This window comes from Pseudomonas sp. HP_08, from assembly GCF_055284095.1.
In genome coordinates this window covers 85,982-100,301 of record NZ_JBTOQC010000054.1, presented here as the reverse complement: position 1 = coordinate 100,301, position 14,320 = coordinate 85,982, and the positions used below count along the sequence as shown (strand labels likewise).

The 14,320-nt window shown below is 62.7% G+C and carries 12 protein-coding genes; 1 reads left to right on the top strand and 11 read right to left on the bottom strand.

Annotated features, from left to right (window positions below):
* Positions 1-119 precede the first annotated feature (119 nt).
* Positions 120-1,838 (bottom strand): ubiquinone-dependent pyruvate dehydrogenase, encoded by a 1,719-nt coding sequence (gene poxB, locus ACYAS9_RS30795; protein ID WP_463572289.1) that lies wholly within the window; start codon positions 1,836-1,838, stop codon positions 120-122.
* A 233-nt stretch (positions 1,839-2,071) separates the two neighbouring features.
* Between poxB and ACYAS9_RS30790 the strand changes: the two genes are divergently transcribed.
* A complete protein-coding gene (locus tag ACYAS9_RS30790) occupies positions 2,072-2,374 on the top strand; it encodes an RcnB family protein (protein WP_463572288.1) in 303 nt (100 codons plus the stop codon).
* 143 nt (positions 2,375-2,517) lie between these two features.
* Here ACYAS9_RS30790 and ACYAS9_RS30785 read toward each other — a convergent pair whose 3' ends face one another.
* The 10 genes from ACYAS9_RS30785 to ACYAS9_RS30740 all read right to left on the bottom strand — a co-directional run bounded on the left by ACYAS9_RS30785 (position 2,518) and on the right by ACYAS9_RS30740 (position 14,296).
* Positions 2,518-3,798, bottom strand: a complete 1,281-nt coding sequence (locus ACYAS9_RS30785; RefSeq protein WP_463572287.1) for an OprD family porin — start codon at positions 3,796-3,798, stop codon at positions 2,518-2,520.
* Between the two features lie 50 nt (positions 3,799-3,848).
* Complete coding sequence (locus ACYAS9_RS30780; protein WP_463572286.1) at positions 3,849-5,057, bottom strand: benzoate/H(+) symporter BenE family transporter; 1,209 nt, start codon at positions 5,055-5,057, stop codon at positions 3,849-3,851.
* Positions 5,058-5,095: 38 nt separating this feature from the next.
* Positions 5,096-6,436: an MFS transporter gene (locus tag ACYAS9_RS30775; protein ID WP_463572285.1), complete on the bottom strand. Its 1,341-nt coding sequence runs from the start codon at positions 6,434-6,436 to the stop codon at positions 5,096-5,098.
* Between the two features lie 88 nt (positions 6,437-6,524).
* Positions 6,525-7,550 carry a benzoate 1,2-dioxygenase electron transfer component BenC gene (gene benC / locus ACYAS9_RS30770; protein WP_463572284.1) on the bottom strand — a complete coding sequence of 342 codons (1,026 nt, stop codon included), beginning with the start codon at positions 7,548-7,550 and terminating at the stop codon, positions 6,525-6,527.
* A 10-nt stretch (positions 7,551-7,560) separates the two neighbouring features.
* Positions 7,561-8,049, bottom strand: coding sequence for a benzoate 1,2-dioxygenase small subunit (benB, locus tag ACYAS9_RS30765; RefSeq protein ID WP_463572283.1), 489 nt, complete (start codon positions 8,047-8,049; stop codon positions 7,561-7,563).
* Positions 8,046-9,404, bottom strand: a complete 1,359-nt coding sequence (gene benA, locus ACYAS9_RS30760; protein ID WP_463572282.1) for a benzoate 1,2-dioxygenase large subunit — start codon at positions 9,402-9,404, stop codon at positions 8,046-8,048. Before benA ends, benB begins: the two co-directional genes overlap by 4 nt.
* 159 nt (positions 9,405-9,563) lie before the next feature.
* Entirely contained in the window at positions 9,564-10,514 is a 951-nt protein-coding gene (locus tag ACYAS9_RS30755) for an NAD(P)-dependent oxidoreductase (protein WP_463572281.1), read from the bottom strand.
* A gap of 223 nt (positions 10,515-10,737) precedes the next feature.
* Entirely contained in the window at positions 10,738-12,405 is a 1,668-nt protein-coding gene (locus ACYAS9_RS30750) for a dipeptide ABC transporter ATP-binding protein (RefSeq protein WP_463572280.1), read from the bottom strand.
* Positions 12,402-13,277 carry an ABC transporter permease gene (locus tag ACYAS9_RS30745; RefSeq protein ID WP_463572279.1) on the bottom strand — a complete coding sequence of 292 codons (876 nt, stop codon included), beginning with the start codon at positions 13,275-13,277 and terminating at the stop codon, positions 12,402-12,404. Before ACYAS9_RS30745 ends, ACYAS9_RS30750 begins: the two co-directional genes overlap by 4 nt.
* Complete coding sequence (locus ACYAS9_RS30740) at positions 13,274-14,296, bottom strand: ABC transporter permease (RefSeq protein ID WP_463572278.1); 1,023 nt, start codon at positions 14,294-14,296, stop codon at positions 13,274-13,276. The genes ACYAS9_RS30745 and ACYAS9_RS30740 overlap by 4 nt, the downstream gene beginning before the upstream one ends.
* Between the last annotated feature and the right edge of the window lie 24 nt (positions 14,297-14,320).

The window sequence follows — 14,320 nt, the reverse complement described above, 5'->3', positions numbered from 1 at the left end:
GACTTTGCCCTCAGTAGGCACGAAACCTCAGTGCAGCGCTTGTACCGATGTGCGCTGCAATTATGTGCTGACCCCTTCGCGAGCTAAGGGGGCGGCCATCCGCCTCACTGCTGCGATCGTTAGCGCAAGTTGGTCTTCGCCAGTTCCAGCACTTCGCTGCCGCGTCCGCTCATCACCGCCTTGAGCATGTACAGGCTGAAGCCCTTGGCCTGGGCCAGCTTGATCTTCGGCGGCATGGCCAGTTCCTGCTTGGCGACCACCACATCGAGCAGCACCGGCCCCGGATGATCGAAGGCCTTGCGCAACGCGCCCGGCAGGTCCTGGGCATTTTCAACGCGAATGCCCAGAATCCCCGCGCCCAGCGCAATACCGGCGTAGTGCGTGGGATTGAGATCCGTGCCGAATGGCACATACCCGCCCGCCTTCATTTCCATGTCGACAAAGCCCAGCGAGCTGTTGTTGAACACGATCATCTTGATCGGCATGTTCAACTGGCGGACGGTCAGCAAGTCGCCCAGCAGCATCGACAAACCACCATCGCCGCACAGCGCCACCACCTGGCGATCCGGGTGTTCGGCCTGGGCACCCAGCGACTGCGGCATGGCGTTGGCCATCGAGCCGTGGTTGAACGAGCCCAGCAGGCTGCGCTTGCCGTTCATGCTCAGGTAGCGCGCCGCCCACAGGGTCGGCGTACCGACGTCCACGGTAAACAGCGCATCGTCATCGGCCAGTTGATCGACCATGCGCGTCAGGTACTGCGGATGGATGGGTTCGCCGGCCGGGGTTGGCGTCGCCAGTTCATCCAGCTCGGCACGCGACTTGGCGTAATGCTTGAGCGCCTTGTCGAGAAAGCGCCGGTCGTTGTGCGGCTTGAGCCGCGGCAGCAAGGCATCGAGGGTTTCGCCTATGCCGCCGACCAGCCCCAGCTCTACCGGAACGCGGCGAGCGATCTGGGTCGGGTCCAGGTCGATCTGCACGATGCGCGCCTTGTCCGGGTAGAAATTGCGGTACGGAAAACTGCTGCCAAGGATCACCAGCGTGTCGCAGGCCATCATCGCGTGATAGCCGGAGCTGAAGCCGATCAGCCCGGTCATGCCGACATCGTAAGGATTGTCGTATTCGATGTACTGCTTGCCGCGCAACGCATGCACCACTGGCGCGTTAAGGCGCTCGGCCAGGGCGACAACCTGCTCATGCGCACCGGCACAACCGGCCCCGCACAGCAGGGTGACCGCTTTGCTGGAGTCGAGTAGTTCGCTCAACGCCTGCAGGTCGGACTCGGCCGGCAGCACGCTCGACTTCGATGGTTCGACCTTGTTTAACGGCGCATCGGGCGCCGGCTGCAACGCCACATCGCCGGGAATCACAATGACCGCCACGCCCTTCTTGTTGATGGCCGCGCGCATCGCACGCTCCAGCACGCGCGGGAACTGGTCGGGATGACTGACCAGCTCGACGAAGTGGCTGCACTCCTTGAACAACTCTTGCGGATGGGTTTCCTGAAAGTAATCCAGGCCAATCTCGGTCGACGGAATATGCGCGGCAATCGCCAGCACCGGCACGCGGCTGCGATGGCAATCGTACAAGCCATTGATCAAGTGCAGGTTGCCCGGCCCGCAACTGCCGGCGCACACCGCCAGCTTGCCGCTGGACGCTGCCTGGGCACCGGCGGCAAAGGCGGCGACTTCTTCATGGCGAGTGTGCATCCAGCGAATCTTGCCCATGCGTTGCAGGCTGTCGCTCAGGCCGTTGAGGCTGTCACCGGACACCCCCCAGATGTGGGAAACACCAGACGCTGCGAGGCTTTGCGCGAGATGGTCGGCAATGGTCTTGGACATGCAGGGTTCCTTCGAAGCTGTGAAATTCAGGGTCTACAGGCTGTGCCTGTTGTGGTCGACCCCTGAACGCCGCGATCAGTTCAGAAAAGCTGCCCTGTGCTGTGCAGTGGACACTGACAGCGTCTGTTTGAGGGCTTGGGTGAAAGATCGGTGGAATGATTTGCGCCAGCGCCGGTCCCAATAATCAGGCATGGCAGACAACCGCCATCTTGCAGACTGACAGGGAATCAATCATGAAAAAGACATCGATGTTCGCAGCCCTCCTCCTGGCCACCAGCCTGTGCGGCGCTACCTTGAGCGTGCAGGCCCAACAGGTCGAAACCGAACCCAAAGGCGGCTCGCTGCATCCTTCAGAAGTCAAGGTAGGCGAAAAGGCCCCTGACCAGTCCGACCGTAAAAGCGAAGCCATCGACTGGAAAAAGGCCGGCCTGCATGAGCCTGAAAAAGAAAGCCAATGGGTGAAACACGAGAACCAGTACCTGCGCGTGCAGATCACCAATGGCCGGATCATGGAAATCGTCCCGGTCAAAAAGTAAAACTCTCCCGTAGGAGCGCGCTTGCCCTGGGCGGCATTCCGACGACCGGCTGCGTTAGCAGTCGTAAATTTTCAGCGTTTCCACAATTTTGCGAGCGCTGGCGCACTCGGTCGCGGGCAAGCGCGCTCCTACGGGGCTAAGGTTTACAACAGTTTCCACGTATAGCTGAAGATCAGACGGTTCTCGTCGATATCGCTGCGGTAGTTCGAGCGGGCCGCCACGTTGCGGATTCGCACGCCCAGCCCTTGCAGCGTGCCGCTCTGCACCACATAGCCGATGTCCAGATCGCGCTCGCGGTCCTTGCCTTCGTAGCCGGCGCCGGTGGTGACGTTGTCGCCGGTGATATAGCGCACGGTGGTGGTCAGGCCCGGAATGCCCAGGGCGGTGAAGTCGTAGTCGTAGCGCGCCTGCCAGGAGCGTTCGTCGGTGTAGGCGAACTCGTAGGTCGGCACTTCGTTGCCCAGCGGCGTGACGTTGGCGAAGACCCGCGGGAACGGGCTGTCGCCGTACATGGCCTGGTAGCCGACATAAAAGGTGTGGCCGCCGTGCTTGGCCGACAGCAGTGAGAAGAATGCCTGGTTGTCGATCTTGCCCAGCAAGCGGTCGCCATCTTCTTGCGCGTTGTAGTAACCGAGGTTGGCGCCCAGCACCCAGCTGCCCACCGGCTGGCTGTGTTTCAGGCCGATGAAGCCCTGCTGGTAAATGTCTTCGAGCTGGCCGTAGAACACGCTGACCGAGGTGCGCTTGTCGTTGAAGCTGTAGTCGCCGCCCGCATAGTTGAACGCATCGCTCACCGCCTGGCGTTGCGGCACATGGCCGAGCATGGCGAGCATCTTGTCGTCGCCGGCCTCGTTGCGCAGGTGGGTGCTGTTCAGGTGCCCGGCTTGCAGGGTCAGCCCGGTGATTTCGCTGGAGCTGATGCCCACGCCCTGATAGCTGGGCGGCAGCAGGCGAATGTCACTGAATGTCAGCACCGGCAGGTTCGGCTGCAGCTCGCCGACTTTCAGCTCGGTTTTGGAAAAGCGTGCCTTGAAGGTGCCGGCCAGGCGGCTGTATTCATCGGCCGCGCGGCCATCGGCGTGGGTCGGCAGCAAGCCGCTGTTGACCCGGTCCGGGCTGCTGTCGAGCTTGATGCCGAGCACGCCGCTGACATCCAGGCCAAAGCCGACCACGCCCTGGGTGTAGCCGGATTTGACGTTGAGAATGAAGCCCTGCGCCCACTCTTCCTGTTTCGATTGGCGGTTGGCACCGACGATGTCGGAGAAGTCGCGGCTGAAGTAATAGTTACGCGCTTGCAGCGTGGCGCTGGCGCCTTCGATAAAGCCTTCCTTGGGCGGCTCCCCGGCGGCCAGGGCGGTCAACGGCAGGCTGAGGCCCACCGCACTGATGAAAGCGTGACGCTTGGCGATCTGATGCTGGCTCATGGTTGTTCTCTTGTTGTTATGTATTGTTATGGATGACGCTGAAAAACGCTTTAACGCGAAGGCTTGTCCCCCATCGCCGCTACCGCGTGCGGCGCACGCCGGGCCTTCATCGCGGCATGCACGATCAGCCCCGACAGCAATCCCCAGAAGGCTGCCGACAGGCCGAGAAACGACACCCCCGAAGCGGTGACCAGAAAGGTGAACAGCCCCGCATCACGTTCCTCGATGTGCAGCGTGCTGCGGCTCAGTGCTTCGCTGATGGCGCCGAACAGCGCAAGGCCCGCCAGGGCGGCGATCAGCTCTTTCGGAAAGGCGGCGAACAGCGACACCAGGGTTGCGCCGGCAATGCCGAAGATCAGGTACAGCAGGCTGCCGGACAACGCTGCGATATAGCGCCGCTTCGGGTTCTCATGCGCTTCGCGGCCGGTGCACAGGCTGGCGGTGACGGCCGCCAGGTTCAGGCCATGGCAACCGAACGGCGCCAGCAACGCGCCGCCCAGCGCACTGGCGCTGATTAGCGGGCTGGCCGGGGTCTGGTAACCGGCCCCGCGCAACACCGCCATGCCCGGCATGAACTGCCCGGTCAGCGCCACCAGCACCAGCGGCAAGGCCAGGTTCAGCGTGGCCTCCAGGCTGAACTGCGGCGCGATCAGGGCTGGCGTGGCCAGGCCGAACACCACCGCACTGGCGTTGAAGTCGCCGCCCAGCACGGTGATCAACGTGCCGACGATCAGCACCGCCATCACCGCATAACGCGGCAACAGGCGGCGCATCAGCACATAGGTGGCGAACATGGCGAGCACCAGCAACGGCCGGGCCGGCAGCGACTCGAACAACGCCACGCCAAAGCTGAACAGAATGCCCGCCTGCATGCCGGCCGCAATCGAGCCGGGCAAGCGCGCAATGATGCGGTCGAACGCTCCGCTGACGCCGATCAACAGCAGGATCAGGCTGGCCACCAGATAGGCGCCCACCGCCTGGTTGAGGCCGATCTGCGGCAGTTGCGACACCAGCAGCGCAGACCCCGGAATCGACCAGGCGATCACCACCGGCACCTTGTAACGCAGGCTCAGCAACGCGCCCAACAGCGCGCTGCCGATGGAGATGGCCCAGATCCAGGACGACAACTGCTCGTGCGACAAGCGAGCGGCATCGGCGGCCTGGAAGATGATCACCAGCGGGCCTGCGTAAGAAATCACGGTAGCGATGCACCCTGCCACCACCGCCGACAGAGAGACATCCTTGAACAGGTCTTTCATGGGACCTCGCATGCCAGAGGATTATTGGTGTAGAGACCTCAGGCCTTGCTGGCCACCAGCGGCGCAGCGGTCGTCTGGCTACGCTGCGCACTGATCGCAAACACGGTCATGGCCACGGCAGCAATCGCGCCGGGAATGGCGAAGGCCATGAAATTCAGTTGCAGCGGCAAGTTGATGCCCATCAGCGCACCGCCCAGCAGCGGGCCGACGATGGCGCCGTTGCGGCCGATACCCGAAGCCCAGCCGAGCCCGGTGGAACGCATCGACAGGCCATACAGCTGCGCGGCACCGGCGTACAGCAGGATCTGCGTGCCGATGGTGGTGGCGCCGGCCAGGAAGATCAGCAGGTACAGCACCGGCATCGGGCTCTTGAAGCCCAACAGGCTGATCGACACCGCGCCGACGATGAAGAACGCCACCGTGACCTTGGTCAGGTTCATGCGGTCGCCCAGCCAGCCGCCGAAGATCGCACCGAACATGCCGCCAAAGTTCAGCGCCAGCAAAAACGACAGGCTCGACCCCAGGCTGTAGCCGGCGTTGGCCATCAGCTTCGGCAGCCAGGAACTGAGGGCGTACACCATCAGCAGGCAGCAGAAGAACGCCACCCACAGTGCCAGAGTGCGTACCAGCCGGCCCTCGCTGAACAGGTCGAGCACCGGCACGCCCTTGCCCTTGGCTTCGCCGACGCTGAGCACGTCATCGGCGGTCAGGTTCTGGGTGCTGTCCATCTGGTTGAGCAGCTTGCGCGCTTCTTCGGAACGTCCCTGACGCACCAGAAAACCGATGGACTCTGGCAGGTAGTACAGAATCGCCGGCAGCAGCAACAACGGGATGGCGGCGGCAAAGAACATCGATTCCCAGCCAAAGCGCGGCAGCATGAAGATACCGACGCCGGCCGAGAGCATGCCGCCCACCGAGTAACCGCTGAACATCACCGCCACCAGGGTGCTGCGCATGCGCTTGGGTGCGTATTCGTTCATCAAGGCCACGGCATTGGGCATCAAGCCGCCGCAGCCTAAACCGGCGATAAAGCGGCAGATGCCGAACTCGGTCGGGCTGGAGGCAAAGCCGTTGATGATGGTCGCGCCGCTGAACAGCGCAAAGCAGATAGCGATGCCTTTCTTGCGCCCGATACGGTCGGCCAGGCTGCCGAACACCAGCGCGCCGAACATCATGCCAAACAGCGCATAACTGCCCAGGGCCCCGGCCTGCAGCGGTGTCAGGCCCCACTCTTTCATGATCACCGGCAGGACCACGCCGTAGATGAACAGGTCATAACCGTCGAAGATCAACAGCAGCGCACACCAGCTCATCACCATCCAGTGAAAGCGGCCGAAGCGCGCGTTATCGATAATTGCGTGTACGTCGATGTTTCGCATGGCATCAATCTCTTGTTTTTGTTGTAAGTGAAACTGCCGAATTGCTGTGTCCCCGATACCGCGCAGCTCATGGCCAATACGTTGTTGGTCAAGCAGCGCTGGCGGCGAATTTCTCGAAGTAGAAGTTGGCCGGCGTAATACCCTGTTCACGAATGAACTGGCTGACCGCCTCGACCATCGGCGGCGGGCCGCACAGGTAAACGTCGACATCGCCGTCATTGAGGTGCCGGGGTTCGATGTGATGGGTGACGAAGCCTTTGTGCGGGTAGCGGCTGTCCGGACTGGAAACGCAAGCGCTATAGGTGAAGTCGGGAATCCGCGCAGCAAAGGCTTCGAGTTTTTCCAGCTCCACCAGATCAGAATCGTGGGTCACGCCATAGATCAGGTGCACCGGATGTGCGCTGCCCTGCCCCTGCTCCACAAGGCCGGCGATTCTCTCCAGCATTGCCGTGAACGGCGCCAGGCCGGTGCCGCCGGCCAGCAGCAACAACGGCCGCTTGATGTCGCGCAGGTAAAAACTGCCCAACGGACCGGCCAAAGTCATGCTGTCGCCGGCCTTGGCCATGCCGAGCAGAAAGCTGCTCATCAGCCCGCCAGGCACGTTGCGAATCAGAAAGCTGACCTCGCCGTTCTTCTGCAACGAGCTGAAGGAATAGGCGCGGGTCTGCTCGCTGCCCGGCACCTGCAGGTTGACGTACTGGCCCGGCAAAAACGCCAGCTGGCTCAGCGACTCGCCCTTGATTTTCAGGGCGATGGTGCTGTCCGACAGTTGCTCGACCGCGCTGATCGCCGCCTGATAACTGGCCTGGCGGGTCTTGCACACCTCGGATGACGCCGGCACGCGCACCACGCAATCGCTGGCCGCACGCATCTGGCAGGTCAGCACATAGCCTTGTTCGGCCTCTTCCTCGGTCAGGGCATCTTCGATGTATTCATCACCCAGTTCGTACTGGCCGGCCTCGGCGAAACATTTGCAGGTACCGCAGGCGCCGTCGCGGCAGTCGAGCGGGATGTTGATGCCCTGGCGGTAGGCGGCGTCCGCGACGGTCTCGCTGGCAGCGGCATCAATGAAACGGGTGATCCCGTCTTCGAAATTCAAGGCGATCTTGTGCATGGGGACACCCTCAGATGTGATAGACGTCGATGACCTGGCGGACATAGTCGTTCTTGAGCACCACTTTCTTGGCCTTGATCAGCGGCTGTTCACCGCGAATATCCAGGGTGTAGAAACTGGTGCCGAAGTAGCTGTCGACGGTCTTGTAGCGAAAGCTCAGGGTGTGCCAGTTGAAGCGCACCTGCGCCACGCCATCGCCCTGCTCGACGATCTCGATGTTGCTGAGGTTGTGCGAGGTGCGGGTGTCGGGAATCGTCGCGCTGGAGCGCTCGGTCTTGATCCGGAACACGCGGTCTTCGAGGCCGCCACGGTTGCCGTACCAGATCAGCGAGATTTCGGTCTGCGGGTTTTCGGTGAGGGTGTCGTTGTCGTCCCAGGCCGGCATCCAGAAGCTCGCGTCGCTGGCGTACAGCTCCAGCCAGTTGTCCCAGTCGGCATCGTCGAGGTAGCGCGCTTCGCGGTAGAGAAAATCGCGCACGGTTTCGTAGGCAATGGTCATTGCACAGCCTCCACCGGAATCAGCTGCTGCTCGGCGGCAGCGGCCTTGAGCATGGTTTCCTGCCAGTACTTGTGTTGCAGCACGAACAGGCCTTCGTCCTCGGTGCGCACGCCGGACAGCAGCGGCTTGAGTTCGATTTCCTCGGCGGCCGCATCGGCGCCTTCGATCCAGTGCGCCGCGCCCCGCGACATGTCGTTCCAGCCGGTGCCGCCGCCATAGCCGGTCTGGCACGAGCGGAATTCTTCCAGGTCATCCGGTGTAGCCATGCCGCTGACGTTGAAGAAGTCTTCGTACTGACGAATGCGCTTGGCCCGTGCATCGCTGCTTTCGCCTTTGGGTGCGATGCAGTAGATGGTGATTTCGGTCTTGTTCACCGAGATCGGCCGCGCAATACGAATCTGCGAGCTGAACTGGTCCATCAGATAAACGTTCGGGTACAGGCACAGGTTGCGCGAGTTCTGGATCATCCAGTCGGCGCGGGCCTGGCCAAAATCACGGGCCAGTTCATCACGGCGCTCGTAGGCCGGACGATCTTCAGGGTTGGCCCAACGGGTCCACAGCAGCAAGTGACCCTTGTCAAAAGAGTAAAAACCGCCGCCGGTCTTGCCCCAACTGCCGGCGCTCATGGTCTTGATCTCTTCGCCGGCCTCGCGCAATTTGCGCTGGTTCTGGGTCGCGGCGTAGTTCCAGTGCACGGCACTGACGTGGTAGCCATCGGCGCCGTTTTCGGCGGTCAGCTTCCAGTTGCCTTCGTAGATATACGAGCTTGAGCCGCGCAGCACTTCCAGGCCTTCGGGCGACTGGTCGACGATCATGTCGATGATCTTTGCCGACTCGCCAAGGTGCTCGACCAGCGGCAATACGTCAGCGTTCAGGCTGCCAAACAGAAAACCGCGATAAGACTCGAACCGCGCGACCTTGGTCAGGTCATGCGAGCCTTCGCAGTTGAAGCTCGACGGGTAGCCAGCTTCGCTCGGGTCTTTGACCTTGAGCAGCTTGCCGCTGTTATTGAAGGTCCAGCCATGAAACGGGCAGGTATAGGAGGACTTGTTGCCGGTCTTGTGCCGGCACAGCATCGCGCCGCGGTGGCTGCAGGCGTTGAGAAAGGCGTTGAGAACCCCGTCTTTATTGCGCGCGATAAAGATCGGCTGACGACCGATCTGGGTAGTCAGGAAATCGTTCTTGTTGGGGATCTGGCTTTCATGCGCCAGATAGATCCAGTTGCCTTCGAAGATGTGTTTCATCTCCAGGTCGAACAGGCGTGGATCAGTGAACATCTCCCGCTTGCAGCGGTAGACGCCCTGCTCCTTGTCTTCCTGGAGCAGTGAATTCAGATAATCAGATCCAAGGGACATGACCTGGAGCCTCCATTGTTATTGTTCAGGCCAGGTCAGGTTATGGAGATGGGCGCGCGGGCAATATCCTCTTTGTGCAGATCACTATCCGTTTCTTGCAAACGGCAGCCTCGATCCCGAGGCCGCCGCCACTTACAGCTTCCAGCTGGTAGCCGCGTCTTAATAGCCGCGCTCGAAATCCACGACATCGCCCAGCGGTTCTTCCTTGTGGTGACGCAGCAAATTGGCCACGAAGTGCTCGACGATGTTGTGCCAGATCACGCTGCTGGCCGGTGAGACATGGGGCGACAGGCGCACCTTGGGGTGGGTATAGAACGGGTGATCGGCCGGCGTCGGTTCGACAGCGGTAACGTCCAGGGTTGCGCGGCTCAGGCGGCCTTCGTCCAGCGCCTGGACCAGCGCGGCTTCGTCGATCAGGCTGCCGCGCGCGATATTGACCAGGTGCAGGCCGGGCTTGGCGTGATCGAGCAGGGCCTTGTCGACCAGGTTGCGGGTGGTTTTGGTCGCCGGCGCCGCCAGCACCACATGGTCGGAAATGGCGAACAGGTTCTCCAGACTTTCGGCGCGTTCAACGCCCGGCACACCGAAGGGTTTGCCAGAGTGGTTGACCGCGATCACCTTGACGCCCAGCGCCTGGGCGCGCACGGCCAGGTCGCGGCCGATGGCGCCGAAGCCGACGATGCCCAGCGTGCTGCCGCTCAGTTGTTGCAGCGGGAAGCGCTTCCATTGCTCGGCGCTGTCGATCCACACGTCCGGGAACTGCTTGACCTGCGCCAGGATCGCCGCCAGGGCGAACTCGGCCACCGCCACCGAAGCGGTACCACGCGCCGACGACACCGGCAGGCTGTCGAACAGCCAGGCCGGGTAACCGTCGATGCCGGATGAGGTCAGTTGCACCCACTTGAGGTTGAACGGCCAGCCCGCTGGCTTCTCGGGCAGTTCCTGAGTCAGGAAATTGCCGAAGAACGGCCGGGTCAGCAGGATGGTCGCCTCAGGCGGCACATTCGGCGCGCCCTGGCCAATCGGCACGATGCTGTACTCGGGCAGGCGCTGGCGCAGCAAGGCATTGATTTCTTCATCGTGCTGGCTGGCAATCACGGTCTTGGACATGGATAAATTCCTGTTGGATCAAGTAATGGGCACCTCTAAAAACTACCTGCGTTGCCATCGCTGCGTTAAAAACAGGCTCACAATGCTCATTGACAACCAGTCAACTCCGCTTGCTCGCCTGTTTTTGCCTTGCGCTGCCTGCCTCGTCTACGTTTTTAGAGACGCCCGATGAAGGCATCCTAACAACCCGCATTAAATGCCGAAAATGAATTAAAAATCTAAGCTAATATGCATTTTTATAATTAAGCACCGGTTCATCCGCGACTGTTTGAGCCGACAAGTACAAACGCCCCGGTACATCGGCCAGCAACTGCGCGGTATACGCCGACGACGGTGAATCGAACACCTGGGCACAGGCGCCCTGCTCCACCACACGGCCATCGCGCATGACTACCACCTGATCGGAAATCTGCCGCACCACCGCCAGATCGTGGGAGATAAACAGGTAGCTCAGGCCCAGACGCTGTTGCAGCTCACTGAGCAGCTTGAGGATCTGCGCCTGCACCGAGGCGTCCAGCGCCGACAGCGCCTCATCGAGCACCAGCAACTCCGGCTCCAGCGCCAACGCGCGGGCAATGGCCACGCGCTGACGCTGGCCACCCGACAATTCCGTGGGTCGGCGCTGCAGCAGGTGCGCCGGCAGCTCCACGTGTTCCAGCAACTGCGCCGCGCGTTTGGCACGCGAGGCACGGTCGCCGATGGCAAAGGCATGCAAGGGCTCGCTGATGATCCGCTCCAGGGTCCAGCGCGGGTCCAGCGAGGCGTACGGGTTCTGGTAGACGATCTGGATGCGCTGGCGCAACGGCTGCCACTGCCGCGCCGACAGACCGGCGAGGTCCTGGCCGTCGAACAGCACCTGGCCGCTGTCGGCCTGCTCAAGCCCGAGAATCAAGCGCGCGGTGGTCGATTTGCCCGAGCCGGACTCGCCGACCAGGCTGGTGGTGCCATGGCGCACCACATTGAACGACACCGCCTCGACCGCCGGCTTGCCGGGGTTGCGCCAGTTGGAGAAGTCCTTGTGCAGTTGCCTGACCTGCAACAGTGGCGCCGCAGCCAAAGACCGCTCACGCGGCGGCGTACGTACCTGCTGCCGGGCCGCAGCCAGGCTGGGTGCGGCGCTGAGCAACTGGCGCGTGTACGCATGTGCCGGCTGCTCGAAAATGTCCTGTGCCTGGCCGGTTTCGACGATGCGACCGTGCTGCATCACCATCAAGCGGTCGGCACGGTCCAGCGCCACGCCCAGGTCATGGGTGATCAACAGCACCGCCGTGCCGCGTTCGCGTGCCAGCAACTGCAAGCGATCCAGCACCTGGCGCTGCACGCCGACATCCAGCGCGCTGGTCGGCTCGTCGGCGATGATCAGCGGTGGGTCGTTGGCCAGGGCAATGGCGATCAGGATGCGCTGGCGCATGCCGCCCGACAGTTGATGCGGGTAACTGCGCGCCACCCGCTCGATGTCGTTGAGGCCGACCTGCTTCAGCAGTTCAAGCGCACGACTGCGTGCGTCACGACGTGCCACGCCGTGTACGGTCATGGCCTCTTCAAGCTGGCGGTCGATGCGCTTCACCGGGTCCAGCGACAAGCCCGGGTCTTGTGGTACGAAGCCCACTTGCCGACCGCGCACATGCCGCCAATGGCGTTCGCCAAGGCCCAGCAATTCATCACCGGCCAGGCGCAGGCTGCCGGCTTCGATGACGGCATTGCCGGCCAGCAGTCCGACCAGAGCGCCTGCGGTGGTGGATTTGCCTGAGCCGGATTCACCGACCACTGCGACGATTTCGCCGGGGTAAATCGCAAAGCTGACCTGATCGATACCGTCGATACGGCCGCGCTCGGTCTGGTAGCCGATGCGCAAGCCGTCGACCTGCAAAATAGCGGGTTGCGCGCTCATCGTTGAACTCCCTGTAGGTCCTGAATCGCCCGCGCCAGCTGGTTGGCCGCCAGTACCACGGCGGCCAGCACCAGCCCCGGCAAGCTGGTGTACCACCAGGCGGCAACCATGTAGTTACGCCCTTCGGAAATCAGCAAACCCCATTCAGGCTGCGGCGGCGGTGCGCCAAAACCGAGAAAGCTCAGCGCCGACACCGACAGCACCGCCGCACCGAATTCCAGCGCCGCCAAGGCCAGCACGGGGCCGGCCGCATGCGCCAGGATATGGCCTGTGATGATGCCCCACGGGCCGACACCCGACACCCGCGCCGCCTCGACAAACAGGCTGGTGCGCCAGCGCAGCACTTCACCGCGCACCAGCCGGGCAAAGGTCGCCACCGACGACAGACCGACCGCCAGGGCGATGTTGAGGGTGCCGAAGCCGAGCACAGTGATGATCGCCATGGCCAGCAGCAACGAAGGAATCGCCATCAGCACTTCAACCACGCGCATCAACGCGGCATCGAGCCGGCCGCCGAAATAGCCGGCCACCACACCGATGGCGATGCCGATCAACAAGGCAATCAGCACCGCCAGCGCAGTGGCTTGCAGCGATAACGCCGAGCCATGCACCGCGCGGCTGTACAGGTCGCGGCCCAGGTGATCGGTGCCGAACCAGTGCGCGGCACTCGGCGGTTGCAGCGACTGGGCCGGCTGGCCGAGCAAGGGGTCGTAATGGCTGAACACGTCAGGCCAGAGTGCCCAGGCCAGCGCCAGTACCAATACGGCAACGCCCAATGGCAACAGCGGTCGTTTGCGCAGCAGGCGCACGCTGGTGTTTAACCAGGCCGCGCTGTGTGCGCGCGGATAAAGCGTGGGTGCAGACAGGCTCATCGCTGACCTCCACGGACGGATTGACGCATGCGCGGATCGAGCAACGGGTACAACAGATCCACCAGCAGATTGACGAGAATGAAGATCAGCGCGGCCAGCAGCACCACGCCCTGCACCATCGGAATGTCCTGACTGCCGACCGCCGCTTGCGCCAGCCGCCCGACGCCTTCACGCGAGAACACGGTTTCAGTGACCACCGCCCCGGCGAGCAAATTGCCGACCACCACACCCGACAAACTCAGCACCGGCACCGCCGCGTTGTGCAGCAAGTGTACGAACAGCAGGCGCCGGCCACTGAGGCCCTTGGCGCGTAGGGCTTCGGCAAACGGTTGCTGACGCACGCCGGCCAGCGAGCGCACCAGCACCTGGGCGATCACCGCCGCCGTGGGAATCGCCAAGGTGACCGCCGGCAATACCAGCGAGGCAAAGCCCTGATTACCCATCGCCGGAAACCAGTGCAGGTTGAACGAGAAGCCCTGCAACAGCAGCAGGCCGACCCAGAAGGTCGGCAGCGACACCGACAGCGCCGGCACCCCGAGCAACAGGTCGCGCAGCCACGGCCAGCGCGCCAGATTGGCCGCCAGCGCCAGGCCGATGCCGCCGAGCAAGGCCAGCCCCAGCGCCAGGAAGGTCAGTTGCGCGGTGGCCGGCAAGGCCTGCGCCAGGGCCGCCGCCACCGGCTCGCCGCTCTGGATCGAGTGGCCGAAATCCAGTTGCAGGGCTTTCCACAAGGCAATGCCGTATTGCACCGTCAGCGGCTTGTCGAGATGGTATTCGGCGCGCAGGGCCTGGATCTGTGCCTGATCCGCCGCCGAGGGCTCGCCGTTCTGGTTGAGCATGATGCTCACCGGATCGCTGGGCAGCGCATACAAAATCACGAATGACACCGTGAAGGCGGCCCACAACACCACCGCACTCTGCCAGAGCCGGTGCAATCCTGTGATCGAAGCTTGCCGCCAACGCACACCCTGAGGTGAGGTGGTGCGGGTGGCCGCTGTCACCGTTGAAAGATCTGTCATCAGGGAATTCTCGTGGGACGAACA

What these genes read in the sequence shown, in the direction of transcription:
- ACYAS9_RS30745 (WP_463572279.1), bottom strand. Translation starts at nt 13,277, where the DNA reads ATGAGCCTGTCTGCACCCACGCTTTATCCGCGCGCACACAGCGCGGCC.
- poxB (WP_463572289.1), bottom strand. Translation starts at nt 1,838, where the DNA reads ATGTCCAAGACCATTGCCGACCATCTCGCGCAAAGCCTCGCAGCGTCT.
- ACYAS9_RS30785 (WP_463572287.1), bottom strand. Translation starts at nt 3,798, where the DNA reads ATGAGCCAGCATCAGATCGCCAAGCGTCACGCTTTCATCAGTGCGGTG.
- benC (WP_463572284.1), bottom strand. Translation starts at nt 7,550, where the DNA reads ATGCACAAGATCGCCTTGAATTTCGAAGACGGGATCACCCGTTTCATT.
- ACYAS9_RS30790 (WP_463572288.1), top strand. Translation starts at nt 2,072, where the DNA reads ATGAAAAAGACATCGATGTTCGCAGCCCTCCTCCTGGCCACCAGCCTG.
- benB (WP_463572283.1), bottom strand. Translation starts at nt 8,049, where the DNA reads ATGACCATTGCCTACGAAACCGTGCGCGATTTTCTCTACCGCGAAGCG.
- ACYAS9_RS30755 (WP_463572281.1), bottom strand. Translation starts at nt 10,514, where the DNA reads ATGTCCAAGACCGTGATTGCCAGCCAGCACGATGAAGAAATCAATGCC.
- ACYAS9_RS30740 (WP_463572278.1), bottom strand. Translation starts at nt 14,296, where the DNA reads ATGACAGATCTTTCAACGGTGACAGCGGCCACCCGCACCACCTCACCT.
- ACYAS9_RS30750 (WP_463572280.1), bottom strand. Translation starts at nt 12,405, where the DNA reads ATGAGCGCGCAACCCGCTATTTTGCAGGTCGACGGCTTGCGCATCGGC.
- ACYAS9_RS30775 (WP_463572285.1), bottom strand. Translation starts at nt 6,436, where the DNA reads ATGCGAAACATCGACGTACACGCAATTATCGATAACGCGCGCTTCGGC.
- benA (WP_463572282.1), bottom strand. Translation starts at nt 9,404, where the DNA reads ATGTCCCTTGGATCTGATTATCTGAATTCACTGCTCCAGGAAGACAAG.
- ACYAS9_RS30780 (WP_463572286.1), bottom strand. Translation starts at nt 5,057, where the DNA reads ATGAAAGACCTGTTCAAGGATGTCTCTCTGTCGGCGGTGGTGGCAGGG.